General features: G+C 44.3%; 18 protein-coding genes. 5 read left to right on the top strand and 13 right to left on the bottom strand.

Translation table 11 applies throughout. The features are described from left to right. Positions 1-149: 149 nt before the first annotated feature. Positions 150-461 (top strand): antibiotic biosynthesis monooxygenase, encoded by a 312-nt coding sequence (locus tag NST45_RS28705; RefSeq protein WP_076212583.1) that lies wholly within the window; start codon positions 150-152, stop codon positions 459-461. 456 nt (positions 462-917) lie between these two features. On the opposite strand, the gene NST45_RS28700 is transcribed toward NST45_RS28705, so the two are convergent. The 7 genes from NST45_RS28700 to NST45_RS28670 form a co-directional block, all read right to left on the bottom strand. Continuing rightward, positions 918-3,143: an MMPL family transporter gene (locus tag NST45_RS28700; protein ID WP_036681987.1), complete on the bottom strand. Its 2,226-nt coding sequence runs from the start codon at positions 3,141-3,143 to the stop codon at positions 918-920. 211 nt (positions 3,144-3,354) lie between these two features. Then, positions 3,355-5,253, bottom strand: a complete 1,899-nt coding sequence (locus NST45_RS28695; protein WP_036681989.1) for an ABC transporter ATP-binding protein — start codon at positions 5,251-5,253, stop codon at positions 3,355-3,357. Further along, positions 5,250-7,010: an ABC transporter ATP-binding protein gene (locus NST45_RS28690; protein WP_036681991.1), complete on the bottom strand. Its 1,761-nt coding sequence runs from the start codon at positions 7,008-7,010 to the stop codon at positions 5,250-5,252. Before NST45_RS28690 ends, NST45_RS28695 begins: the two co-directional genes overlap by 4 nt. Continuing rightward, positions 7,003-7,389, bottom strand: a complete 387-nt coding sequence (locus NST45_RS28685; protein ID WP_339826263.1) for a MarR family transcriptional regulator — start codon at positions 7,387-7,389, stop codon at positions 7,003-7,005. The genes NST45_RS28690 and NST45_RS28685 overlap by 8 nt, the downstream gene beginning before the upstream one ends. 405 nt (positions 7,390-7,794) lie before the next feature. Further along, positions 7,795-9,192: a hypothetical protein gene (locus tag NST45_RS28680; protein ID WP_036681998.1), complete on the bottom strand. Its 1,398-nt coding sequence runs from the start codon at positions 9,190-9,192 to the stop codon at positions 7,795-7,797. A 164-nt stretch (positions 9,193-9,356) separates the two neighbouring features. Then, positions 9,357-9,626, bottom strand: a complete 270-nt coding sequence (locus tag NST45_RS28675) for an aspartyl-phosphate phosphatase Spo0E family protein (RefSeq protein WP_076099698.1) — start codon at positions 9,624-9,626, stop codon at positions 9,357-9,359. Between the two features lie 114 nt (positions 9,627-9,740). Beyond that, positions 9,741-10,670, bottom strand: a complete 930-nt coding sequence (locus tag NST45_RS28670) for a LysR family transcriptional regulator (protein ID WP_036682015.1) — start codon at positions 10,668-10,670, stop codon at positions 9,741-9,743. 111 nt (positions 10,671-10,781) lie between these two features. Between NST45_RS28670 and NST45_RS28665 the strand changes: the two genes are divergently transcribed. Together NST45_RS28665 and NST45_RS28660 are read left to right on the top strand one after the other, a co-directional pair. Continuing rightward, positions 10,782-11,156: a CidA/LrgA family holin-like protein gene (locus tag NST45_RS28665; RefSeq protein WP_036682017.1), complete on the top strand. Its 375-nt coding sequence runs from the start codon at positions 10,782-10,784 to the stop codon at positions 11,154-11,156. Continuing rightward, positions 11,150-11,833, top strand: coding sequence for a CidB/LrgB family autolysis modulator (locus tag NST45_RS28660; protein WP_036682019.1), 684 nt, complete (start codon positions 11,150-11,152; stop codon positions 11,831-11,833). The genes NST45_RS28665 and NST45_RS28660 overlap by 7 nt, the downstream gene beginning before the upstream one ends. 77 nt (positions 11,834-11,910) lie before the next feature. Here NST45_RS28660 and NST45_RS28655 read toward each other — a convergent pair whose 3' ends face one another. Further along, on the bottom strand, positions 11,911-12,879 hold the full coding sequence (locus NST45_RS28655) for a Gfo/Idh/MocA family oxidoreductase (RefSeq protein WP_038573694.1): 969 nt from the start codon (positions 12,877-12,879) through the stop codon (positions 11,911-11,913). A gap of 53 nt (positions 12,880-12,932) precedes the next feature. Further along, positions 12,933-15,245 carry a helicase C-terminal domain-containing protein gene (locus NST45_RS28650; protein WP_076274841.1) on the bottom strand — a complete coding sequence of 771 codons (2,313 nt, stop codon included), beginning with the start codon at positions 15,243-15,245 and terminating at the stop codon, positions 12,933-12,935. A gap of 283 nt (positions 15,246-15,528) precedes the next feature. On the opposite strand from NST45_RS28650, the gene NST45_RS28645 reads away from it, so the two are divergent. Next, positions 15,529-17,394: an LTA synthase family protein gene (locus NST45_RS28645; RefSeq protein WP_038573700.1), complete on the top strand. Its 1,866-nt coding sequence runs from the start codon at positions 15,529-15,531 to the stop codon at positions 17,392-17,394. Between the two features lie 114 nt (positions 17,395-17,508). Here the strand turns inward: NST45_RS28645 and NST45_RS28640 are convergent, their stop codons facing one another. Next, positions 17,509-17,940 (bottom strand): MarR family transcriptional regulator, encoded by a 432-nt coding sequence (locus tag NST45_RS28640; protein WP_051491215.1) that lies wholly within the window; start codon positions 17,938-17,940, stop codon positions 17,509-17,511. A gap of 243 nt (positions 17,941-18,183) precedes the next feature. Here NST45_RS28640 and NST45_RS28635 point away from each other — a divergent pair, with 243 nt between their 5' ends. Then, positions 18,184-19,881: a methyl-accepting chemotaxis protein gene (locus tag NST45_RS28635; RefSeq protein ID WP_076145420.1), complete on the top strand. Its 1,698-nt coding sequence runs from the start codon at positions 18,184-18,186 to the stop codon at positions 19,879-19,881. A 77-nt stretch (positions 19,882-19,958) separates the two neighbouring features. Here the strand turns inward: NST45_RS28635 and NST45_RS28630 are convergent, their stop codons facing one another. From NST45_RS28630 to NST45_RS28620, 3 genes are all read right to left on the bottom strand, one after another. After that, entirely contained in the window at positions 19,959-21,974 is a 2,016-nt protein-coding gene (locus NST45_RS28630; RefSeq protein WP_038573706.1) for an EAL domain-containing protein, read from the bottom strand. A gap of 233 nt (positions 21,975-22,207) precedes the next feature. Further along, positions 22,208-23,866, bottom strand: coding sequence for a hypothetical protein (locus tag NST45_RS28625; protein WP_052097381.1), 1,659 nt, complete (start codon positions 23,864-23,866; stop codon positions 22,208-22,210). Next, positions 23,859-24,665 (bottom strand): ABC transporter ATP-binding protein, encoded by an 807-nt coding sequence (locus NST45_RS28620; protein WP_036682032.1) that lies wholly within the window; start codon positions 24,663-24,665, stop codon positions 23,859-23,861. The genes NST45_RS28625 and NST45_RS28620 overlap by 8 nt, the downstream gene beginning before the upstream one ends. Positions 24,666-25,247: the final 582 nt, after the last annotated feature.

The following is a 25,247-nucleotide window of genomic DNA, read 5'->3' as shown; positions in this document are numbered from 1 at the left end:
TGCTCCGTACTTTCGGGTGTAATGTGCTTTTGAGAATCACGATGTTACCTTGAGATCTTGATACTAATTTCCGAGGTTCTCATGTTATATTATTTCGATTCACAATGTCCTGAGAATATACTAACTTTCTGATCGGAGGTTTATCTATCATGCTGGTAGTAACTAATACTATTAAAGTAAAAGAAGGTCATGGCGAAGCTATTGCTCAACGTTTCGGAGGAAATAATGGTGTACAGGATATGCCTGGGTTTGTACGTATGGAGGTATGGCGCGGAAATGCCAAAGAAGGTATCGAGGAATTAAAAATCTGCACCGTATGGGAGAATGAGGATGCGTTCAAAGGCTGGACCTCCAGCGAGTCCTTCCGTCAGTCGCACCGTGGTGCTGGTGGTAATGACGCAATCCTGGGTGCTTCCATCGATAAATATGAGCTAATGATCAGCCGCACGCCCAGTAACTAAGGATTTGGACCACCCAAACAGAGCAGTAGCTAGATTGAACCAGCAGTGTGTACGGAATGGTAGCCCGATAAGTACAGTTAACTAATTGACTATTACTGCTAGGTAACCGGTGATACGAGCTAATTGGCTTTACCTCCTGGCTAACCAATGCAGCGCGCTAGTTAACTCTTACCGCCGGGCTAGCCAATACAGCGGGCTAATTATCTTTACCTCTTGGCTAACCAATGCAGCGGGCTAATTAACACAGTTATCGCTTCTAAATGCTAATTGCTACAGTAAAAACTTAGAGTAATTATCGTCCAGCAGACTTATTGATTAGCCTATTAGATACAGTTCAATTAGTTGGTACAAGCAGCACTATTATCCAGCGATGTCCTGGACCTAAGCCTAAAACAAACAGGGATGTCCGGAGCCAATATGGCTCTGGGACATCCCTGTTTGTTGTTTATAAACTCATTATTTACTTACATCTGGCTGAGGAGTCTCCACCTCTTGATGTTTACCCGGCCAGAACGACCAACGACCAAAGAGCGTCGTAATAGCTGGTACAAGGAACGGACGCACCACGAAGGTATCCAACAGAACACCAAGAGCGGTGATGATACCGAACTGCACAAGCACCTGAATCGGCAAGCTTGCCAATACAGCAAATGTACCTGCCAGAATGAGGCCGGCAGAGGTAATTACCGAGCTGGTCTCATTCACACCTTCCGCGATAGCCTGCTTAAGCGGCATGGTTTTACGCTTTTTCCAGATATTCGAGATCATGAAGATGTTGTAGTCTTCTCCAAGTGCCACCAAGAAAACAAAGGAATACAGTGGGATCGCTCCCTGAATGGCATCAGCTCCCATCACATAGTGAATGATAATCCAGCCTAAGCCAAGCGCTGAGAAGAAGGAGAGAATAACGGTGCCGACCAGATAGATGGTGGCCACTATTGAACGCAGATATATCAACAACAGTAAGGTGATCATTCCGATGACCACGGGGATAATCAGATCGGTATCCCGATCTCCAATCTCTTTAGTGTCGTGCTGTGTTGCCGTCTGTCCGCTTACCCACACATGATCCGCAGGGTTCGCAACGTCTACATCGATTAATGCCTGCTCTGCGGTAGCAAGAAGGGTGGGAATATGCCCCATCGCTTCTAGTGAGTAAGGATTGCTTTTAAATTCAATATCAAAACCAACAATATCTTTGTTTACTGCCCCCTGCTGCGGATCGGAAACCGTGTCCACGTAGGTGAGTCCGCCCAGAATGACCTTTAGATCCTCTCCGCTCGCTTTTCCTTGGGTATCAATAATCAGCTTCGCTGGAGCCAATTCTCCGGGGGAGAACTGTTTGCCAATAAGGTCGAACCCTTCGCGGGACTCCATATTTTTAGGAAAAGAGGATAGGATATCATAGGTAAATTTGATGCCACTGGAGAATGAAGCCAGAATCCCCAGGCCGATAACGGTCACACCTACGATAGCCCAAGGCCGGGTTACTACCAAGCCGCCAATGCCTTTTTTACGGGAAACCTTGGGCTCAGGAACAGGTTTGCCTTTAGCCTTAGCCCGTTCTACCTCCATTTGCGGTGTGCGCGGAATGAATGGGAAGAACGAGGTCCGTCCGAAGATCGCCAGCAGTGCTGGTACGAGGGTTAGACTGGCAATTCCCATGATGAAGATCGACACGCTAAATGGAATGGCAAAACGATGATAAGCTCCATACTTAGCCAGCAATAATGCGAACAGCGCGAGCACGACGGTGAAGCCGCTCATAGCAATTGCACCTGAAGATTCGGTAATGGAGCGAAGAAGGGCACGACTCTTGCTCTCCTCTACCTTCAACAACTGCCGGAACCGTGAAATCAGGAACAGACAATAGTCCGTACCAGCTCCGAATAACAAAACGGTCATAATCGAGATCGCCTGTGAATCCACTGTGATCCAGCCTTCTTGCGCCATTTTTCCAAGAATCGGGCTAGTTACGCCATAAGCGAACCCAACCGCAATAAGCGGAATAAACGCCAATATCGGCGAACGATAGATCACCAATAAGAACACCAGAACAAGCATAACCGTAGCAATTAACAAGGAAACGTCTGCGTTTTTGAACAGCCCTGTAGCATCTATGGAGATGCCCACTGGACCCGTAACACGTAAACTCAGGTCTTTTCCATCTACCTTAGCAGCAGAGGGGTCTCCGCCCGTCTCCGTGTTTATGATCTTCTTCATTTCTGTCACAGCTTCGCCGAGCTGATCACTATCTGCCGTTTTATCAAAAAGCACTGGGGTTACCAGCGTACTAAGATCCTCAGATAACGAGGCTTGTAATGCTTGTGGCGGCAGTTGTCCTAATGGGGGAACAAAATTCTGATGGGGCAATGGTTGCTGCTCCAACTTCTTGTACACAGCAGTGATATGTACTAAATCATCTTGTGAAAGCCCACCTTCTCTATGCCATACGAGCAGCGCCGGCACTCCACTTCCACTAGGGAATTCTTGTTCTGCAATAGCTGCTGCCTGTACCGATTGTGAATCATCTGGGAGGTTAGGCGCATTATTAGCAACCTGAGAATTCACTGCAGGCCATAACAGGGTAAGTGCACCTACAAGCACTATCCATACGAGAAGAGTAATCCACTTCGTCTTTTTTCCTGCCACCCATTTTCCGTAGCCTGACATTCCCTTCATCCTCTCCTTTACCTTGCAGCCTTAAAAATGAGCCGCGGGTCATTTTTTATTCTATCATATATATGCTTTAATTTTTAATCAAACTTTTTTTATTTTTCAGAAAAATTAAAGCACCTCATCACATATAAAATACCCCTCTCTTCACATAAAAAATCAGCATCATGTGAAAAGAGGGGTTTATGATTAACTATACTTTTTTCTTCACTTCAATTTAGCCTACGTCCAAATCCCCTTCAGAGAACTGACTGTTATAGAGATCCGCATAGAATCCGCCTTGTGCCAGCAGTTCTTCGTGGTTGCCTTTCTCGATTACACTACCTTGGTTCATGACAAGAATGAGATCCGCATCACGAATCGTCGAGAGACGGTGGGCAATAACGAAGCTTGTTCTGTTTTGCATCAGCGCATTCATCGCTTTTTGAATCAGCAATTCAGTCCGTGTGTCGACACTGCTCGTTGCTTCATCAAGAATGAGGATCGATGGATCAGCAAGAATAGCGCGAGCAATAGTAATCAACTGCTTCTGTCCTTGTGAAATATTAGAAGCTTCTTCATTTAACACCGTATTGTAGCCAAGCGGAAGTGTGCGGATAAAGTGATCAGCATGCGCAGCCTTGGCCGCCCGCACCACATCAGCTTCTGATGCACCTTCATGACCGTAAGCAATGTTATCACGAATCGTACCGTTGAAGAGCCAGGTATCCTGAAGCACCATACCAAATTTACTGCGTAGGTCACTCCGTTTCATATCGGTAATGTTGACGCCATCAATGATAATTTCCCCGTCGTTAAGCTCGTAGAAGCGCATCAACAGGTTAATCAAAGTGGTTTTACCAGCACCAGTAGGACCGACAATAGCTATAGTCTGACCTGGACTAACCTCAATATTCATGTCCTCAATCAGAATAGCATCCTCTTTATATCCGAATTTCACATGACGGAACTCAACGGAGCCTTCCGGAGCACCTTCATCAAGCTTCACAAGTGTAGTATTAACTTCTTTGACTTCCTCTTCTTCATCCAGAAGTTCAAATACACGTTCTGCGGAAGCAATGGTGGATTGAATAATGTTAGCAATATTAGCCGTTTGTGCAATCGGCTGGGTGAACTGACGTGAATATTGAATGAAGGCTTGGATATCCCCGACATCAATCATTTTTTTAGTAACAAAAATACCACCCACAACACAGATAAGCACATAACCCAAGTTACCGATAAACATCATAAGCGGCATAATCATACCCGACATAAATTGGGAGCGCCAGCCAGAATCATATAGCTTATCGTTTATTTCATCAAAATCTTTAAGCGACTGCGGTTCGCGGCCGAAAGCTTTAATAATCCGGTGCCCTGTATACATTTCCTCTACATGACCATTCAACTGACCAAGCGATTTCTGCTGTCTCACAAAATAAGTCTGCGAACGTTTGGAGATCGCCATAATCACAATAAAGCTGAGTGGCAACGTAGTAATCGTGATTAAAGTCAGCCATGGGCTGATGGTAAGCATCATCACAATAACACCAATAATAGTGACGATTGAGGTAATCAGCTGCGTTAAACTTTGCTGCAACGTGGTACTGATGTTATCCACGTCATTCGTAGCACGGCTGAGAATTTCCCCGTGTGTACGGGAGTCAAAATACTTTAAAGGTAAACGCTCCAGCTTGCTGTTGATCTGCTCACGCATGTCATAAACTACCTTCTGCGCTACTCCAGCCATTACATATTGCTGAATGTAACTAAACAAAGCACTAAGCAGATACAATCCCGCGAGCAGGATCAGAATATCATTAATATATCCAAAATCAATGGAGGCACCCTCTACACCCATCAATTTGCCGTAAGCACCTTCGAACAGTTTGGTTGTAGCTTTACCCATAACCTTCGGACTGAAGATACTGAACACCGTACTGGCAATCGCCATAATTAGTACAATAATCAATTGAACCATACGTGGGCGTAAATATTTGATCAAGCGACGAAGTGTACCTTTAAAATCTTTAGCCTTTTCTGCCGGCATCCTCATTCCAGGACCGCCACCCGGTCCACCCGGACCTTTATGGCCGCGGGGAGCTGCAGGCTTATGTTCTCTGTTTTGTTCGCTCATGCTATTTCCTCCTCTGACAGCTGCGAGGATACGATCTCGCGGTACACATCACTGCTCTCGAGCAGTTCACGGTGAGTGCCCATTCCAGCAATTTCACCCTCATCAATTACAATAATCCGGTCCGCATCCATAACGGTGCTAACCCGCTGAGCTACGATCAATACGGTGGATTCCGTAGTTTCAGCTTTGAGAGCCGCGCGAAGTTTGGCATCTGTCTTGAAATCAAGAGCTGAGAAGCTATCGTCGAACAGATACACCTCAGGTTTTCTCACAAGCGCCCGAGCAATGGACAACCGCTGTTTCTGACCACCAGAGACGTTATTCCCGCCTTGGGCAATTTCCGAGTCAAACCCATCCTTCATCGCGGATACGAAATCGTAGGCTTGAGCCACCTTGGATGCATGAATGATTTCTTCATCCGTAGCATCCTCTTTACCGTAGCGGATGTTCTCATTAATCGTACCCGAGAACAATACTGCTTTTTGAGGGATGTAACCGATTTTGCTCCGCAGCTCTTCCTGTGTCATCTCACGCACATCCACTCCGTCTACGCGTACAGCACCTTCATTAACATCATAGAACCTTGGAATCAGGCTAAGCAGCGTAGATTTACCCGATCCGGTACCCCCGATAATTGCGGTAACTTCACCCGGACGAGCACTAAAGCTAATTTTCGAAAGTGCAGGCTGTTCTGCCCCTGGATAGGAAAAAGATACATTCTCAAACTCAACAAAACCACGTAAAGAATCGCGTCCGTCTTTTTTAGTAGCTTGAGCTGTTGTATGCAGTTCACTCTCAGTAGGATCTGTAAATTCAGGCTGCATATCCAGTACCTCATTGATACGCACGGCTGAAGCTGAAGCACGCGGAATTAACACGAACATCATCGATACCATAATCAGAGAGAACATAATTTGCATCGCATATTGGATAAATGCCATCAGGGACCCAACTTGCAGATCGCCGTCACCAATTCGAATTCCACCAAAATAAAGAATAGCAATCATAGAAAAGTTCATTACAATCATCATCAGCGGCATCAGGCCGGCCATGATTTTGTTGACCTTGATAGCTGTATCCGTAAGATCACGGTTAGCTTCGGTGAAACGTCTATTCTCATGATCAATCCGGTTAAAAGAACGAATAACACGAATACCTGTCAGATGCTCACGCAGCACCAGGTTTAATTTATCAAGCTTAATCTGAATGGCTTTAAACAGTGGCAGACCCTTCATCCCAATAAAGAAGATCGCCCCAACAAGTACAGGAATAACGACTACAAAAATCAATGATAATTTAGCATCTTCAGATACTGCCATGATGATACCACCAATCATCATCATCGGTGCCCCGATCATCATGCGCAACATCATAGTAAGTACGGTTTGAACTTGTGTAATATCATTTGTTGTACGTGTAATCAAAGATGCTGTACCTAACTTATCGAATTCATGCAGAGTGAAATTCTCTACATGATTAAAGACTCGAGCACGCGTGATTTTACCAAACCCAGCCGCCACTTTTGCCGATAAGTAACTGGCAATTACCGAACATAAAGCACCGCCACCTGCAACCATGAGCATGAAACTACCTATTTTCCAAATATAAGCGCGATCTCCTTGAACGATCCCTTTGTCGACGATGTCAGACATCAGAGTAGGAAGGTATAAATCACCCATGGACTGCAAAAATACAAGGATTAATACAGCACCAATAGCTACCCTAAAAGGCTTCAGTTGTTTAAATAATTTAATCAAGCTTCTCATCTCCGTTCATTTGTAGCCTATCCCAATCAGGTGGTGGATTATCCTCAACGTATTCATGTACCTTAAGCAATAGCTCAGTGAGCTGTTTAGTGTCTTTTTCGCCTAAGTGTTGTACAAGCTTATCAAGCATCACATCACGATAATGTTCCGCTTTTCGTGTGAGTTCTTTTCCACGTTCCGTCAATTTTACGCGTACAACTCTTCGGTCCGAAGGATCCGCGTGTCTTTCCACCATCTGTTTCGCTTCAAGACTGTTAATCAGCTGCGTGATGGTAGGAGGAGTGAATCCAAGTAGTCGGCTGATTTCAGACACCTTAAGACCCTCTTCATCAGAATGATTCCATTTTTCAATGCATATCATTAAAGTCATCTCACTTGGCTTGTGGCCCTCAACGCCCTTTTGCCATTGAGCTTTATGCAGGCGTTTCATCGCCGCAAAAAGCCCGTGTGCGACTGAATTTTCAGTATTTTCTGTATTTCCTCCGTTTATCCCAATTTCCTTCACCTCTATTTTAGTTAGGTCAACTAATTATTAAACACTATATTATTTAGGCTACCTAATTATATTTTCGCCGGATTGCTTTGTCAAATTATGAATACGCTATCAATTATTACGAAAAAGAAAACTCCCCAGCACGAGTGCAAGGGAGTAGTTATCGGTTTATGTATCTGTATATAAAATATTGCCAAGGATAACCTTTAGAATCCTGCTCCGTGCTCATAAGTTGTGATTGGTCCATTACTTCCGGAACCAACTGGGCCGATAATGATGAAGCTAAACAATGCTAAAATGCCTGCCATCATCAATAGTGATTTTTTCATCTTTTCTCACCTCCCTTATCAGCTTTCTGTATTTCTCCTGTTGATTTAGAGTTGCATAGTCCCTATTGGTCTCAAATAAGGTCACGCACTTAATGAAGTCTATTCCATTATTAGTCTTAATAGATAACTCTAAAGACTGTATGATATAGTCCACACCCGTAATATATTGTCCATTGTTTATTAGATACATGGCTATTTGATAGTACAACCGATATAATCGGTCAATATTAATGGGATCTTCAAACTGTTCAAATCGTAACATTTCCCGTGCAAAACGTTTAAGCACATCATCTACAGAAAATCTGTAATGATTAGCCGATTCCATAATAATAATGAGTCCTGGCAATATTTCTCCGGGGTGCTCAGCCAAAAAAGCTACATAGTCCGGTACAACCTTTACGTTCCCCTCCAGCATTTCCAGTGTGAAACTGTTCCCAACTGCAAATAATCGGAATTGTTCTACAGCTTGCTGGCCTACTTCATCCAACATCTCAAACCAGCCTAAGTCTGCATAACCAGCGGTATATTTCTTCGCAGCTTCATATTGACCTTGCTTCGTCAACGAAATTGCTTTAAGTAAATATCCGTGCCCATAATAAACAACGAGCGGACGTTCCGTACAGAGTTCTTCTCTTCGTTTGTCTCCGCTCCTCCGCAGTTCTTGGCGGTAAACTGCATTGGCTAAAGCTCTCAACTCATCAGCATAGATCTCCATTTCTTCCCATCTGCGAAGAGCGAAACATAGCTGTGTCAGCATCAATAAACCATCTAATTGCAAATTTTCCGGAAGGCGTCCCCTAAAAGGACTAAAGCTAATGACTGCGCGTAGCTTCTCCTCCATATCAAGTGTTTGCAAAAATTTAAAATTACGATAATGACTGATCGCGAGACGTTCACTATAACTATCCGACTCGTTCTCTACTACAATCTTGTAAAAAAACATGGATTCCTGAACTTTGCCTTTATTGAATAATTTATCAGCAACAGAATAAATGATATCCAGCGGCTTGGTAGACTCTAATAACCTGCTTAAAGTGTCCTCAATACAAGGCTGTTTGCCCAATTCAGCACAACGAATCAAAAAAGGCTCCACTCTACGGCGTGAGACCTTCTCATCATTGAAGCATTCATCAACATATAGAGGATATAACCAACCTTCTGGAAAACCAAAGGCTTTTATAATTGCATCTACTTGTCCCAAGGACATAGGCTTCGGCGGATTTCCATGCAGAATTGCACTGAGGCTGCCTCGATTCAGGCCACAAATTTTTGAAAATGAGGCGAGATTATGGCCGGAGCGGGACAAATTTTTCTCAATTTCTGAGCGTATAGTTGTTAACTTTCCCTCCACTCGGCACCCCCAAAGTTTGACTTGAAAAGATTCTATTAATTGACATTATAGGTGAAAGTTATGGATTGTACAACAAATAGATTGTACGACAAATAGAGGAGCCTAATACGCTCCTCTAGATCAGTAACATCTTCATAGTATTATAATTCTATGTTGTTGGTAGTTTAGCTAACAGTGATGGCGGTTTTGGAACTTCTACTATAGGATGTAATGCCGGCTTTCCGGTTGCGCAAATTTTCCATCATCTTATTTTGTGCCAGCAAAATATAGCTGTCTAATCGCTCACTGAGCTCTAAAACAGCACGGTCACTAAGACTCCGTTGCTCTGCAACCTCCAGCAATTCACATCTAAGACTCTCTATAGTTACAAGTAGCTCATCTTCTTTATAATCTTTTCTATGATTATTCTTGGAGGAATTTGGATTTTGTGTCACATCTCTCTCCTTCTCTCTATCAACATCTTCTCCTATCATAAGTCATGATACCAAAAAACATATTTTCAAAAAAAAGAAAAATTGTAGAGCTTCTAACAAAAACGGAATTACTATTTATTCAGAGTCCTCCGCATGCTGGTCAGGGAGCTCATTGGGATACTGTTCTCGCAAAAGTCCCTTTGCAAAAGAAATCCATTCGCGTGCCGCAAAAGATAAATAACGGTCTCTACGCCACGCCATAGCAAGCTGCCACGGAATTACCGGATCCGTCAAAGGCACAACAACTAACCGTGATCGATCCATATCCCGGCATATGGTCTCTGGCAGCAATGCGATTCCCATACCGGCAGCCACCATGCGGCTAATTAAGTCCCATTGGGAGCTCTCATAGATTACCTTAGGCTGAAATCCCGCCTTCACACATTCCGTAATAATCCGATCATGCAGCGTAAAATCCTCCCGGAACAGCACAAACTCCTCTTCGGCCAGTTCACTTAACGGAACAAAGTCTGCACCGGCCAGCCGATGTCCTACAGGTAAAATAAGATTCAGCTTCTCTTCAACAAAAGTGAAACAATGAAGTTTGGCTGTATTTACAGGCAGCACAACCATTCCGATGTCCAGCAAGCCCGTTTCTACATCTTCTTCCACTTTTTTCGCGCCATCCTCATGCAGACGAATAGTAACCTGCGGATAACGTTTATGAAATTGACCAATCACCGAAGGAAAAAAGCTCGCCCCTACCATTGGAGGCAGACCGATGCGGATGTGGCCCTGCTCCAAATTTCGTAAGCTATCCAGCTCAGAAGACAAGCTGGCGAACGACTCCACGATATTTTGCGCTTTGGTGAACAGAATTTCCCCCGCATCTGTAAGCCGGACACTTTTCCCTTCACGGTAAAACAAATCCGCCTCCAGCTCGATCTCCATATTCCGGATCATTTTACTGATCGTTGGCTGAGAAATATATAAGGATTCGGCAGCCCGAGTAAAGCTTTTCATTCGTGCTGCTTGGACGAAATATTCTAATTGTCGGATATCCATCTTCCAACCTCCGATACATAGACAAAAGGAATGTCATTTATTCAATCTATTCATTTTACCTATGAAAACAATTGATGTAAACTTTCATTATCATGAAAGGAGCGAAGCCTTATGAAAAAGATTGTTATAGGCTTGCTGCAGGTAGCGGGACTTACCCTATTCTCATTACTAATCAATGCTGTAACCCCATTATTGCATATCCCTATTCCCGGAAGCATACTCGGAATGATTATATTGTTTCTTTTGCTTGAGTTTGGTGTCATTCATCTGAATTGGGTTGAAGTTGGTGCTTCTTGGCTACTGGCTGAGCTCTTGCTGTTCTTTATTCCATCTGCTATTGGCGTAATGAAATACGCGAATATTCTGGAAACTGATGGTTTACGAATCCTCGCGGTGGTCATTTTGGGTACGATTGTTGTAATGGCCAGTTCCGGATTACTTACCAGTAGAATTTACAAAGCAAAGGAGCGGAAAGGATCATGTTAAACGCTCTGTTATTCTTCGGTCTTACGGTTGCTGTGTATCTACTGGCGAAACGCATTTATGCTTCTAGTGGCAAAGTGTACACCTCTCCATTGATCATTACACCAGTGCTTATGATTATCTTCTTACTCATCACAGGCATTACTTATGATTCTTACAATGCGGGAGGCAAATGGCTGACGGATTTGCTGCAACCGGCAACTATGGCCTTTGCAATCCCTTTGCATAAAAACTTCAAGGTGCTCAAAAAGCACGCCGCCGAAATTGCGGCAGGCGTGCTGTCAGGGACGATAACAGCGGTGATCTCTTCTATTCTGCTCGCCAAATGGCTGCATGTCAGCGGCGATCTGGCAGCCAGTCTGGTTCCACGTTCGGTGACTACGCCGATCGCTATGAGCATCTCGCAAAGTATCGGCGGTGTACCGAGTATTACTGCAGTCTTCGTCATCATTACCGGGATACTCGGTACAATGATGGGCCCTACAGTGCTCCGCATCTTCCGCATTGACAATGAAATCGCGCGTGGTGTATCGCTGGGAACCGCTGCGCATGGTACAGGAACATCCAAGGCCTTCGAGCTTAGTTCACTGACCGGAACCATCTCCAGTATTGCGATGATTCTGTCCGCGCTGTTATCCATAGGTGTGGCGCCAGCTTTACTCGCGGTATTCCTCCACTAGGCTAACCCAGCTTGAGCCAAGGACATGTCTCTTTAGCACATCTAAGGCGACATGTTCTTTTTTTAAGAGATCTAAACCTAGAATTTAACCGGAAGTCCACTTTGTGCTGAATCGTAAGCCGCGCAGGTTACTTTAAGCGTCTTGAATCCATCCTCATAGTCACTGAGAATACGTGAACGATCACCTGTCCGTACAGCATGCAGAAAAGCTTCACTTTCCACTAAATATGGATTTCCTGTGTTTTCAAATTCGGTGCTATTGCCACTTCGCACTTCCAAGAGACGATCCGGGTTCCAATCCAGCAATCCCCGATCATTATAGAAACTAAGTCCTACACTTCCCACCGGATCAGGCAGTACACATGTATTTGAAATATTAGCTATGATTCCATTCTCAAGCTTCAGAGATACGGTACCTACATCGGCTACGCTCACACCTTCATGCTGCTCATGCATAATTCGGTTTCCGAACATGCCGTATACTTCTTTTACCTCTCCTGCCAGATAACGCACTAAATCGACGATATGAGTAGTCTGCTCGGTGAACTGTCCTCCGGATTGCTCCTGATCACGCCACCAAGCTACGCCCGGCATGCCGCCCATCCACTGGCCCATAACCATACCGATCTTATCACCACGTAGTGTTTCCTTGAGCCGTCTGACATTCTCTTGATAACGGAAATGGTAACCTACCGAGGTCAATAAATTATGTTCTTTAATATCTTGCAGCAAGCTCGCAGGAATTTCAGTAGTCATACTAAGCGGCTTCTCTATAAAAAAAGGAATATCCCTCTTGATTAATGAACGTTCAATCGCACCATGAGATTGTGGAGGCACACAGATATAAACAGCATCAAGCGTCTCTGCATCCAACATCTCTGTAATATCACCATATCCAGCAGCTCCGTATGGACGTGCCATATCTTCGCCTTTGGCTTTACTGCTTCCACAGACTGCCTGCAACTGGACATCATCCATCCCTGCCAGCAAATCAGCATGTACCTTAGAGAACCAACCCGTACCCACAATACCCACTTTTAATGTCATATTATTTCCCCCTGCCGATTGATTATGAATACCCTTTCGTAGATTATAACCTCTTACGAGCGGATAAGATAATCTCTCCATTCTTCGGGGAGCAAATGCATATATGGACTCTGCAAAAAACGGTCATCAGCCAACACGATAATGCCCGTATCCGTCTCGCTGCGAATCAACCGGCCTCCGGCTTGCAGTACCTTGCACATTCCCGGATAGACATAGGCATAATCAAAGCCATTTTTTCCTCTGGCATTAAAATATTGACGCAGCAGATTGCGTTCAAGACCAAGCTGTGGCAGGCCAACGCCAACAACCATAACCCCATTGAGGCGATCCCCTGGCAGATCCACACCTTCTGAAAAAATTCCTCCAAGTACAGCAAATCCCAATAACGTCTCGTCATTGTCTGGACTAAATGCAGCTAAAAAACTTTCTCTAGCTTGCTCACTCATGCCCGTATCCTGCATCAATGTCCGGATTTCAGGGTAATTCTCCGTAAAGGCCTGATATACGTTTTGTAAATAGAGGTACGAAGGAAAAAACACCAGATAATTGCCCTTCTTGGAGACCATTTGGCTTAGTGCTTTAGTCAACGGAACTAGGGAAGCTTCCCGGTCATGATAACGTGTGGAGACAGGTAAGACGGTTACTTCCCACTGCTCCTTCTGAAAAGGAGAAGAAACAGTTAAACTGTAATCTTCCTCCACCGCACCAATCATATCCCGGTAGTAAGATAATGGAGAAAGTGTAGCTGAGAACAGGATCTGACTGCGAAAGCTCTTGGACATCTGCCGAAGCAGATGCGAGGGATCCAAATTGAATAACTTGAGATAGACATCCCCTCTACGAACCTCAGCATAGGTAATGTAGCGTTCATCATAGGTCTTAAAGGTGCGGAGCATTCCCTGAACTGCAAAATATGTATCCAAGAGGACATTTTCCCCTTCATCTTCTCCATTCAGAGAGACAATGCTGGAGCTGGGGTGAATAAGTTCCTGTTCCGCCTCCAAAGAAAATATCTCAAGCAAAGCTGGCAGCTCCTCCGGGAACGAGTCCCACTGCCCTTGCCCCTCTTCATTGCAAATTTTGCGAAGGGAGATGAAAAAAGCATTCACCGATTTAGCGGTTTTACTCAAACTCCGGTTCATTTCTTTATATTGGCGCTGGATCTCCAGGAAAGGGGCTTTCAGCAAAGAGGCGGAGAACATTTCCCGTCCCCGGTCTACCAGATTGTGTGCTTCATCTACTAGAAGTACCGTTTCTCTCTTTCTTTCCTCTGTTAGCCGTTTCAGACTGATGCGAGGATCATATATATAATTGTAATCGCAGATCACAGCATCACAGGCATAGGCCGCATCCAATGAGAACTCAAATGGGCACACTTTGTGTTTGTGAGCATACAGTGCAATGGTGTCTCTGCTCATGAGCGTCTCGTGCTCTAACAGATCCATCAACGCCTCGTTGATCCGGTCATAATAACCATCCGTATAAGGACAGGAATCCTTACCGCAAACCCCCTCTTCGCGAAAACAGGCCTTCTCTTTAGCGGTAATAGTGATGACATGCAGCTGAAGTCCCTGCGTTAGCAACAGCGAGATGGCTTCCTGCGCGGCAAAACGGGTAACCGTCTTTGCCGTTAAATAGAACAATCCCTTAGCTTGTCCTTCGCCCATCGCTTTAAGGACAGGAAACAACGTCGACATTGTTTTCCCAATACCTGTGGGTGCTTGAGCGAACAGACTGACCTTTTCCACGACGGACTTATATACGGCTCCTGCAAAATGACGTTGTCCCTTTCGATAAGAGGAGAACGGAAAGCTCAACTCCCGAAGACTCTGCTCCTTCTTAGCCTCATGATGAACCATCATCTCGGCGTACGGAGCATATCTAGCTACTGTGTCATTCACAAATGAAATCAGCTCTTCAAAAGACAACGTTCGGTACAAGCTTTTTTGCTCATCAGTGGCCCGGTGGACATAGGTAAGCTTAACCTGAATAGAAGAAAGCTCTTGCTCCAGAGCTATCATATATGCGTACATCAGCGCCTGTGCCCAGTGAACCTCATGTCCCTCATCCAGTAAATCCAGCAGTCCGGAGGTTGACTTGATTTCTTCGACCGTAAAGCTCCCATCCTCCGAGACAAGCAATCCATCACATCGCCCATCTACAACATAAAGCAGGTTTCCATAAGAAATTTCCGTTTTCAAATAAACCTCTTTGCGGTCACCTTCCTTATATTGCTTTTGGATTTTCTGATGAATTCTTGTGCCTTCGACCATAGCGCCCGTTCCATGAAAGCCAGGCTCAATGCTTCCGCTGCGAAAAACATATTCAACGAGAGTTCTAACTGATAAAGCTACTGTAGAGCCCATCCGGCATCACATCCTTTAATTTTCCATATATTCTTTTTGCTCCCAATCGCCATTTTAGTCCTGAATTCGTTGTATAACCCTGCATGAGAGCAGGAGCGTCAGCTTCAACCCTATGTGTTTAACTTTACGCGCTCCGCTAAGCTTATACTTAGGATCTCGATTTTTGACATTCTATAGCTAGCCCTGCATAATAAATTTTATTACTATGGAATTATTTTGTCTGGGGCGCTGTTTCTTCCTAGCCGGGAAATAGCGTTTTATCATGTAGAAAGAAGGCGAAGCTGTGTCATCCTTTAACTTTAAACAGTGGATCGTTAAACCTTTTGTGTTTTTCACAATAATTTTTATTCTAAAAGCTTTCTTGGCATGGGGCGTAATCTTTGACGATATATTGCCCTGGAAATCATTATTAACTGAAATCCCCTTTGCTTGGGCGCTCTTCTGTATCATTGAACGTTTTGGTTCCAAGCGCAAGCTCGGATATTACATGACCGTAAATTTATTAGTGACAGCCATTTTCTTCGCAGCCATTATGTATTTTAAATATTATGGTGTTATTGTGACTTACCATGCAGCGGAGCAGGTGAATCAAGTCACCGCCGTCAGCAACAGCGTATTCTCACTTATGGATCCATACTACCTGCTGATTTTTACAGACATCATTATTCTCGGAGTTTATTTCTTCTTTAATAAAAAAGGCCGGGTCTATAAGAAAGAGAATATCAACCGCCGCCGTGGCGGAAAACTTAAGTACAGCGTTCTGTTTGCAGTCTCACTTGCTTTATGCCTGTTCAACATCTTGCCTAATAAGGCCAGCATGAACGAAATTAAGAAAGCCCAGGAAATGGGAATTCTTAATTATGAAGCCTATACGATCTTCGCTAAAGAAGAGCCTGAGCTAGTCAATTCAAGTGACATTACACAAGATGCCATTAACAAATTGAAGGGGATTAATACTACGGCTAGTTCTCCACTTCAAGGCATCGCGAAAGATAAGAACCTTATTATTATTCAAATGGAATCTTTCCAGAATTTTTTGCTAGGACTTAAATTAGACGGTCAAGAAATCACACCGAACCTGAACAAGGTGATGAAGGACAGTCTTTACTTCCCTAATTTTTATCAAATGGTTGGTCAAGGGAATACGTCGGATGCAGAGTTCGTAGTTAATACTTCCTTCTACATCCCTCCACGTGGAGCGGCAACGATGTCCTATGTAGATAAGGTACTGCCGAGTCTGCCACGTGTGCTTAAAGAAAATGGTTATCAGACTGCAACCTTCCACACCAATGTCGTAGAATTCTGGAACCGCGGCGAGCTGTATGACTCCCTGGGCTTCGATCATTATTATGATCGCAAATTTTTTGGTGAAGATGATGTCTTTTTCTTTGGCGCTTCTGATGATACGCTCTACAGTAAGACAGCCGACAAACTAAAAGAAATGGACCAACAGGAGCAGCCTTTTTACGCTCAAGTCATTTCAATGTCAGCGCATCACCCTTTTACTATTCCGGAAGAAAAATACCGTATGGAGCTGCCAGAGCGTTATGAAGGTACTTTTGTTGGTGACTATATCCGTTCCCAGAACTATGCGGATGATGCTTTTGGACATTTTGTAGAAGAGCTTAAAGCGAAAGGTGTCTGGGACAATAGTGTAATCATGATTTATGGAGATCATATGGGATTGCCGATTTATTCCCTCGATCATGATGATAAAGAATTGATGACTGAAATCTATGGTCATGAATACAGTTATGCGGATATGATGAACATCCCTCTGCTTATTCATGCAGGTGATGGCGTAGCGCCGCAGACCATTGATGAAGTAGGCGGAGAAGTGGATATCATGCCAACCGCTGCAAGTCTGCTTGGGATTTCATTAGAGAATAACGTATATTTTGGTCAAGATCTACTCAGTCAGACTTATAATTTGCTGCCAGAACGATATTATTTACCTTCTGGTTCATTCATTGCCAGCTCAGGATTGCTTATTCCTGGTAACAGCTTTGAAGACAACACTCAGTACTCTATTTATAACGATGGAACAACACCAAGTGCCACTGAGGACGAATATAACCGTGCCTTGAGGCTTTTACAGCTTTCCCACAGCTATATCACTCAGTTGCCCGACAAACAACCTAAACAATAAATTACAGGGCGTAGGCAACCAACGAACAAAAACAGCAGAGCAGCGATTCCCCAATAATGGAGAACCGCTGCTCTGCTGTTTTTTATAAAGATATCCATTCCGAAGCTTAGCTGACTAACGCTCCTGATCCTCGATCATACGGTAATACTCTGCAAAGTTGCGTAGTTCTTCGGGCTTCAGTATGGACAAATGCTCAGCCAGCAGTTCTTTGGACCGGAAATGTCCTTCTTCCAGCACCTGCTGACCCTTCTCGGTGATCGTTACTACAACCGCTCTCCGATCCTTCCCATCCGGCTCACGCTTGATATAACCCAGCACCTCCAAACGGTCCAGCATCACCGTCACTGCACTGGATTTGACCTCCATACTTTCTGCCAGCTGTACCACCCGCGACTTCTTTTCTTTCGCTATCATATTTAACAGACCCATCTGAGGCACCGTAAGTCCGAGTTCTTTGTGCAAAGACATTTGAGACATAATCTTACGCTGTACTCTCCACATGGATAGTCCAAGACGATCAATTAACGGATCTATTTGATGTGGCATATTTGTTCAACCCCAATCCGTTTTTAATAACTCAAGCGTACCACTAGAACTGGTAATGATTCAATGGTTTTGTCTACTAAACCATTGAAAGCATGCTGGAAAGCGCAAACTTCCACGAATCTCCAATTTCCGACACAGAAATACTATATTCCATGTAAGGTTATGAGCATATCAATGCGATATAATCGTAGAGGTGAGAGCTATTATCACTGAGAACATAATTTGTCAAGGTTGGTGCGAAGAATGAAATTAGCAACTAAATTAACTTGGATGATGTTCATCGTCTTACTTCTTGTAGGATCATCCATCGGGTTCTTCGGATACCGTACAGCTTATAAGCAAGTAGACGAAGCCGCAGGTATCGAATTGGTAGGATGCGCTAATATTACAACCGGCCTGATTGACCCCGCAGATATTTCCGCATTGTTGGCAGGCGATCAAAGTAAACTGGAGGCTGTAGAGGATCGAATCGGTTGGATTGTGGCACATAAGGCTATTTTTAAAGAGGCATTCATCTTATCCTTAGACGGAAAAGTACTTGCCGCAGATTCAAGCTTCCAGGCTAGAGGTTATAAAGCAGGCGATACTTTTTATTTCCCAGATGAAGTTAAGCAACATATCACTCAGTCCAAGCATTCCTCCTACTCCAAGGTTTATACATACGAAGGTACCTCACTTAAGACAGGTTACGGCCCCATCTATCAGGATCATGATCCATCCAAACCTATAGTTGCGCTGATGGCTATTAATTTCGATGGCTCCATAATTCAAGAAAGAACCCAAGATATCATAGTTCAGCCCTTTATTATCGGAGCTTCCATTCTGGTTATAGCTATCGTGGCAGCTTATCTGTTAATCCGCCGAATGATAAGTCCGTTAACGAAGCTGTCTAAAGGGGTCAATCTTGTTGCACAAGGCGACCTTACTCATAATCCTATTTTATTCAACAGTAAGGATGAGATTGGTACATTAGCCCGTAATTTTAATGACATGACCCAAAGCCTGCGCTTGCTTATTACCGAGGTCAATGAGACCTCCATGCAGGTAGCTTCCTCGTCCGAAGAGCTCTCTGCCAGTGCACAGGAAACCAACCGGGCCGGTGAGTACAGCGTCAATGTTACAATTGAGCTTGCGGATAGCGCGAATTCACAGCTGCAGAATATGGAGGGCGAATATAAGTCTGTACAGGACCTGTCTCGCTTCATCACAGAGATTGCAGGCAATGCAGATAACGCGATGAATAATGCGGTCAGCAACGCTAATAAAGCCCGTACAGGCCGTGAAGCAATGGATTCCACCACACAGCAGATGAGAGTCGTAAGTGACAGCATTACCGACCTAGCAATCATTATTGAAACCTTGGGTGGTTATTCCAAAGAAATCGAAAATATCGTGGGTACTATTGCCAGCATCGCAGAGGAAACCAATCTCCTGTCCCTAAATGCAGCGATTGAAGCCGCAAGAGCTGGAGAAGAAGGAAGAGGGTTTGCGGTCGTTGCCCATTCCGTGCGTAAGCTTGCTGAGCGTTCAGCCCATTCCGCTGCGCAAATTGGCCAGCTGGTAAACATCATCGTGAACCAGATGGATCAAGCAGGAGAAACAATGAAACGCTCTACAGAAGAGATGGAGCACGGCAGAGAAATGATTGCCACGGCAGGCCAGTCCTTCTCGGAGATAGAAATGTCTGTCTCGGGAATGGCCTCACAAAGTCAGCAGATCTCCGGAACAGTTCGACAGCTTTCGCTAATTTCCGACCGTATCGTTACAACCCTTCAGAATATCGTAAATGTCGCTAATCAGACAGCCAGCAGTGCAGAGACATTATCCGCTTCCTCAGAAGAACAGCTTGCCGCAATGGAAGAAGTTGAGTCTGCAGCAGCTTTCCTGTCCTCACTAGCTGAGAAGCTGCAAATTCTGATTGAACGATTTAAGGTTTCTTAATAGCAAAGGGGCTAGCGTCCAAGCAGAGAAATTCTGCTTAGACGCTAGCCCCTTGTTCTATGTATTGAGATCATCTGTCACGATACTGCTGTATTCGCTATAAACCACTGGCCCAGCTCATGCACCGGCATTGGCCGCCCATAATAATAACCCTGCATCACTCTGCAGCCTAAGGATTGCAGCAGCTCAATCTGCTCTGGTGTCTCCACACCTTCCGCCACGACCTCCATATTAAGATTGGTGGCAATCGCAATGATATTACTGATAATGGCTTTCTTGGAATGCATCTTGCTCTTACGAATAAATACCTGGTCAATTTTGAGTGTGTTGACTGGAATCTCATCTAAATTACCAAGGGACGAAAAGCCTGTCCCAAAGTCATCCAGTGATACCCTTACCCCAAGTGCCCGAAGTCTGGAGAGCTGCGCAACCGTCTCTTCCATGTTATTCATCGCAATGGACTCTGTAATCTCCAGTTCAAGGAAATGTGGTTCTAGGCCTGAACGTGTGAGTGCTTCTTCTACGACATCGTATAAGCCCCCACCCTCAAACATCCGCGCTGACATATTAATAGAGACTGCGACATTTGCTATCTCTTCCTTATGCCAAAGCATGTTCTGGCTGCATACATCATGCAGCATCCAATAGGTAATAGGGACAATTAGTCCCGTTTCCTCTGCGATGGGAATGAATTCTGCGGGGGAAATTATCCCATGTTCAGGGTGCCGCCAACGCAGCAGTGCTTCAAGACCAACCGTAACATTCATATAAGAATCCCATTTCGGCTGGTAAACAACCATAAACTCGGAGCGTGCCAGCGCTTTACGAAGATCCTTCTCCAGCGACATCCGTCGCAGCTGATGGCGGTTCATCTCCTGATCGAACACACTGAATTTATTCTTACCCGAATCCTTAGAGGTATAAAGAGCTGTATCGGCTGCCTTCATTAATGCTGAGCGGTCAGTTCCATGCATAGGGGTCATACTGATCCCCACACTTGCAGTAACATATAGCTCATTACCCTGAATGCTGTAGTATTTCTTAAGTTCATATAAAATGTGCTCTGCTTCCTCTTGCGCATCCTCCACAGTACAATCTGGAAGAGCGATCAGGAATTCATCTCCGCCCAAACGAAAGACCTTGCCTTTACTTCCTACAGAGCGTCTTAATCTTATAGCGACCTCTCGCAGTAACAAGTCCCCTATATCATGTCCAAGCGTATCATTAATCGACTTAAACCGATCCAGATCCACAAAAAATACGGCGCCGGATCTACTCCCGAAAAATTCATCTTTAAAATAACGTACCAGACCATGTCTGTTCGGAAGATCAGTTAGTGGATCATAATAAGCCATCCGTTCCAGCACATGCCGGTCCAGAAATACAGCACCACCAGAAATCGCAAGCATAAATAGCGTTACCAAGGATACTCCCATTAAAAGAATAACATCAGTCTCCATAAAAAAAGTTGTATTGCCTAGCAGACCGTTATATTCAAAATGAGTCGCCCTTACACTCGTATAATGCAATCCAGTCACCGAAAATCCGATAAAGAGAGCAGAGTATAACTTCCAGCGGTTAAAACCCACATAGTCTTTAAACTTGTGAAATAGAAATAATCCGATAAAAGACGAGAGCATAACGAGGATTACAGCACATGTCTGAGTCCATATCTCATAATGGATCTCCGCTGCGATCTTCATGGAGGACATCCCGATATAATGCATAGCAGAGATCCCGCTGCCCAGTAGAACACCACTAACTATTAAACAACTTTTTCTTAAACGTGGCACAAACGTAATCCGGAATGCCGAATAGCAGCACAATACACCAACCAATAACGATAATACAGCCCTGCCTGGATAATAATTCACGCTAAAAGGAAAACGGCTCGCCATAATCCCTACATAATGTATCGACCATATGCCACTGCCGAGTACACATGCCCCCGATATTAACCATAAGCGACGAACTTTCCCAAACGAGCGAGGGACTTGCGAGATCAGATTCAGCGCGGAATAAGCTGCAGTCGCCGCTAGCGCAAATGATAGTAAAACAATCCAAACGTTATAGTGGATTCCCATTTTATCCATTAGTTAACCTCTTCACCGGTTTTGAATACCGTAATCGCTGCAGCGTATTTCTCAAGTAAAAAATCAGTACACGAATATCAGATAAATGGAAGAGTGCGTAAAGATTATAGGTTATCCCTGAAAAGCAACTTTAGATGTATTCTACCTTGTATTCAGCCGATTGTCTAAGAAAATACTGGAATTTATACCCTTTTTTTATGTCGGCAAAAAATGTCCATATTTGACGCATTCACTCACCCCGGAAAGTTGGATATGTGACCTGTGGTTGATGGGGTTTTGGGGAAGGTCTTTCGCCATAACCATTGATTCAAAACTACCAGAACTAACAGATAGATGTAAATTCCTCCGGTAAATAAAGTGAAGACATAGTGAATACCCGCCATCCCCATCAGCAAAAACATAAGCATGAAGGCGACTCCAGTGTAATCCTTTTGTTTGGCTGCCTCATAACGCTCTGAAAAAGGTAAGCTCCGCGGATAAACACGAAAGCAGATGACTGAGAAAATCAGCATGGCGAATAATACCACTACTAAATCAGGTACAATGTGCACACCGAACAACAGAATGAACAATACCGCATCTACAGCAAATAAAGGTAAGACTAGCCGCAGCAGCGCCGCCTTAAGCATCCCACGGTAAATAGGCGTGCTATCGGGTAAAGGAATCAGCCTATAAATCCAAGCTCCTTTATAACTTGTAGAGTAGCGTAGCATCTGTATTACAGTCTGCATTAACATCGTGCAGAAATAGATTAACAAGTACACTTTTGAACCTTTAAGGGAACCATCATAACTATTCTGTAATATACCAAATATAAAAATAAACGGGAATGCGATAGAAAAGCCAAGTGCAGGATAGACCTTCAGCTTAAAATCGCGCTCATTCTTCATCATGGACCAAGTAAACCGAAAGAAAATTCCCTCTGCCGGTTCCTTACATACTCTGCGAGAGAGCCACTCTGCGATCTGGCCCTTGTCTTTTCCACCGGAGCCTTGCTCTGCCAGCTTTTGCAAATTCCGCTCAAACTGTGGCATCAGCTTAATATAAGCTACGATCAGTACAAGTGGGGTTATCAAAGCCAGCAATGAGAGAATGAAGTAATAGGGTTCTCTCGCTCCACCAAGCAACAGTTCAAACGGAGCCGCGAACCAAACCGGAAAAATAAAGTACTGCCACCAAGCAGGATGATAAGCAGCACCAAGCTCAGTGAGGTTGAACAACCTGGAGATGAATTGATAGCCCACCATTATTCCGATCGTTAGAAGGATTTGCGTATAATTTATAATATCCTTGAGCTTCTCCCCATCAAAAAACCGCATGATCATCAGGTAGAGCAGTGCAGTTATTACGAGGATAAAACAGTCTAACAAGACAATTGTCACCGCATACATCAGAAAAAAAGCGATCCCCTGCTTAAATAGGCTAAATACCAAAGATGGACCAGTGATCGACAATGTAACTGTCCCTAAGTAGAGAAGAACGTGGATACTTTTGGCCATATTTAAGGTGGTTCGGTTGACGGGTTTGGAAAAAAGAATATTTTTATCACGTAAATCAAGCATTACTGAAGAAAAATCAGAGATCAGGGTTGTGGAGACAAAAAACATAATGATCCCAAAGGTTAAGCTCATTTGCAGCATATAGTGATCATTGGATAGCGTTAGCGGAATTAATATTAAACCAAACAGTAAGTAAATCCACTGCAATCGCAAAGGCGAACCTTCTTTAACGTTCTCCTTTTTCTGCATACCTGCAAGCGCTGTAGGCGTTCTTCTTCCGTCCATGGTCAGTTTGATCTGCAGAATACTCCGCATGGTGTCATAATCGACTCCAAATCTTATAAATGCACCCCGCAGCTTATCCAACAGCCTCAGCACGAAGAAATCAGTCATAAGAGGATACCTCTTGCTCTTGCATGACCGCAACAAATTCACCAGCGATATCACGGTATTTATCAAATCCGGTTAATTGATTGAAAATATCTTCAAGCGTCCCTTCGCGGCCTTTCTCCTTCAGCTCCGCAAAACTTCCGTCCGCCACAATATCCCCGCCATCAATCAAAATGATCCGGCTACTGATTTTCTCAACCACATCCATGATATGTGAGGAGTAAAAAATGGTCTTCCCCCGTGCCGCCAGCGATGCAAAAATCTCCTTCACTATCATCACGCTATTAGCATCCAAACCACTCAGCGGTTCATCCAGGAATAAAATATCGGGGTCATGCAGCATGCTGGAGATAAGCAGCACCTTTTGCTTCATCCCTTTTGAGAACGAAGAAATCCGCATATCGTAAGACTTCTCCAAACCTAGCAGTGTGGTTAATTTTTTGGCCTTGTAGTCCGCCTCCGCACGACCTAGCCCATACAGCTCGCCAACAAAGGTTAGATACTCTCTTGCAGTGAGGCTATCATATAATTCGGCTACCTCCGGCACATAACCTATACGTTTCTTGTAAGAAACATCTCCATCAGCAATATCCTTACCGAAAATCTCCACTTTACCGTTATATCCTTCTACCAAACCGAGCATAATCTTCACCGTTGTACTCTTACCTGCCCCGTTAGGGCCGATATAACCAATAATTTGTCCTCTATATACCTTAAGATCAATTCCCTTTAGCACCATTCGGTCTGTATAGTTCATCCATAAACCTGAAATCGCTATGACCGGATCGTCAGCTAAACCCATATCTCAGTCCCCTTTCTAGTAACTAATCAATAATGTGAAATATTACTACTTTATGTAATTACAATAATTGTATCATTTAGTAGAATCCTCTTCCATGATTTAGTCTGCTAATCTTATGTCTAGTTAAAAAAAGAGTGGCCATTAGGCCACCCCCTAGAGATTTATAGCGAAAGGCAGCGCCACCGATGCCACGAAATGGCTGTTGGCACCCCCTTTATTTTAGTAAACCGGGCTAAGATCAGAGTCCGTTTGGTGGGGTAGCATTTTTGCGTAAGAGAGCGAGCACGCTATCGGACACAGCTGACCTTATACGCGGATTTTTACCACATTTGGAGTGCTAAAGGACCCCATAGTCGCTATCAGCATGAAAAACACCATAAACGCACCTTTTTCTAAGCGATAGCGTCGCTGGAGTCCGAAACTATGCCCCAAAGGCTGGAATGTGGAAAATAACGTCATCTGGGTCCGAAAGTCGCGCCGATAATGAATGAGCTGCTGAATCAAGCGGGCAAGAGGGCAAGCGTGCAAGCGGACAGGGCAAGGGCAACCAGCCAGCTAACAAACAAAAAAACAGAGCGGCGA

The sequence above is a fragment of the Paenibacillus sp. FSL R7-0163 genome (assembly GCF_037969975.1).
Taxonomy (GTDB): domain Bacteria; phylum Bacillota; class Bacilli; order Paenibacillales; family Paenibacillaceae; genus Paenibacillus_AQ; species Paenibacillus_AQ odorifer.
The sequence above is the reverse complement of the archived record's forward strand: the minus strand, read 5'-3'. Positions and strand labels throughout refer to the sequence as shown.

Coding starts and splice junctions, on each gene's coding strand:
- NST45_RS28705 (WP_076212583.1), top strand. CDS start 150: ATGCTGGTAGTAACTAATACTATTAAAGTAAAAGAAGGTCATGGCGAA.
- NST45_RS28700 (WP_036681987.1), bottom strand. CDS start 3,143: ATGAAGGGAATGTCAGGCTACGGAAAATGGGTGGCAGGAAAAAAGACG.
- NST45_RS28695 (WP_036681989.1), bottom strand. CDS start 5,253: ATGAGCGAACAAAACAGAGAACATAAGCCTGCAGCTCCCCGCGGCCAT.
- NST45_RS28685 (WP_339826263.1), bottom strand. CDS start 7,389: ATGACTTTAATGATATGCATTGAAAAATGGAATCATTCTGATGAAGAG.
- NST45_RS28670 (WP_036682015.1), bottom strand. CDS start 10,670: ATGGATATCCGACAATTAGAATATTTCGTCCAAGCAGCACGAATGAAA.
- NST45_RS28665 (WP_036682017.1), top strand. CDS start 10,782: ATGAAAAAGATTGTTATAGGCTTGCTGCAGGTAGCGGGACTTACCCTA.
- NST45_RS28660 (WP_036682019.1), top strand. CDS start 11,150: ATGTTAAACGCTCTGTTATTCTTCGGTCTTACGGTTGCTGTGTATCTA.
- NST45_RS28655 (WP_038573694.1), bottom strand. CDS start 12,879: ATGACATTAAAAGTGGGTATTGTGGGTACGGGTTGGTTCTCTAAGGTA.
- NST45_RS28650 (WP_076274841.1), bottom strand. CDS start 15,245: ATGGGCTCTACAGTAGCTTTATCAGTTAGAACTCTCGTTGAATATGTT.
- NST45_RS28640 (WP_051491215.1), bottom strand. CDS start 17,940: ATGCCACATCAAATAGATCCGTTAATTGATCGTCTTGGACTATCCATG.
- NST45_RS28635 (WP_076145420.1), top strand. CDS start 18,184: ATGAAATTAGCAACTAAATTAACTTGGATGATGTTCATCGTCTTACTT.
- NST45_RS28630 (WP_038573706.1), bottom strand. CDS start 21,974: ATGGATAAAATGGGAATCCACTATAACGTTTGGATTGTTTTACTATCA.
- NST45_RS28625 (WP_052097381.1), bottom strand. CDS start 23,866: ATGACTGATTTCTTCGTGCTGAGGCTGTTGGATAAGCTGCGGGGTGCA.
- NST45_RS28620 (WP_036682032.1), bottom strand. CDS start 24,665: ATGGGTTTAGCTGACGATCCGGTCATAGCGATTTCAGGTTTATGGATG.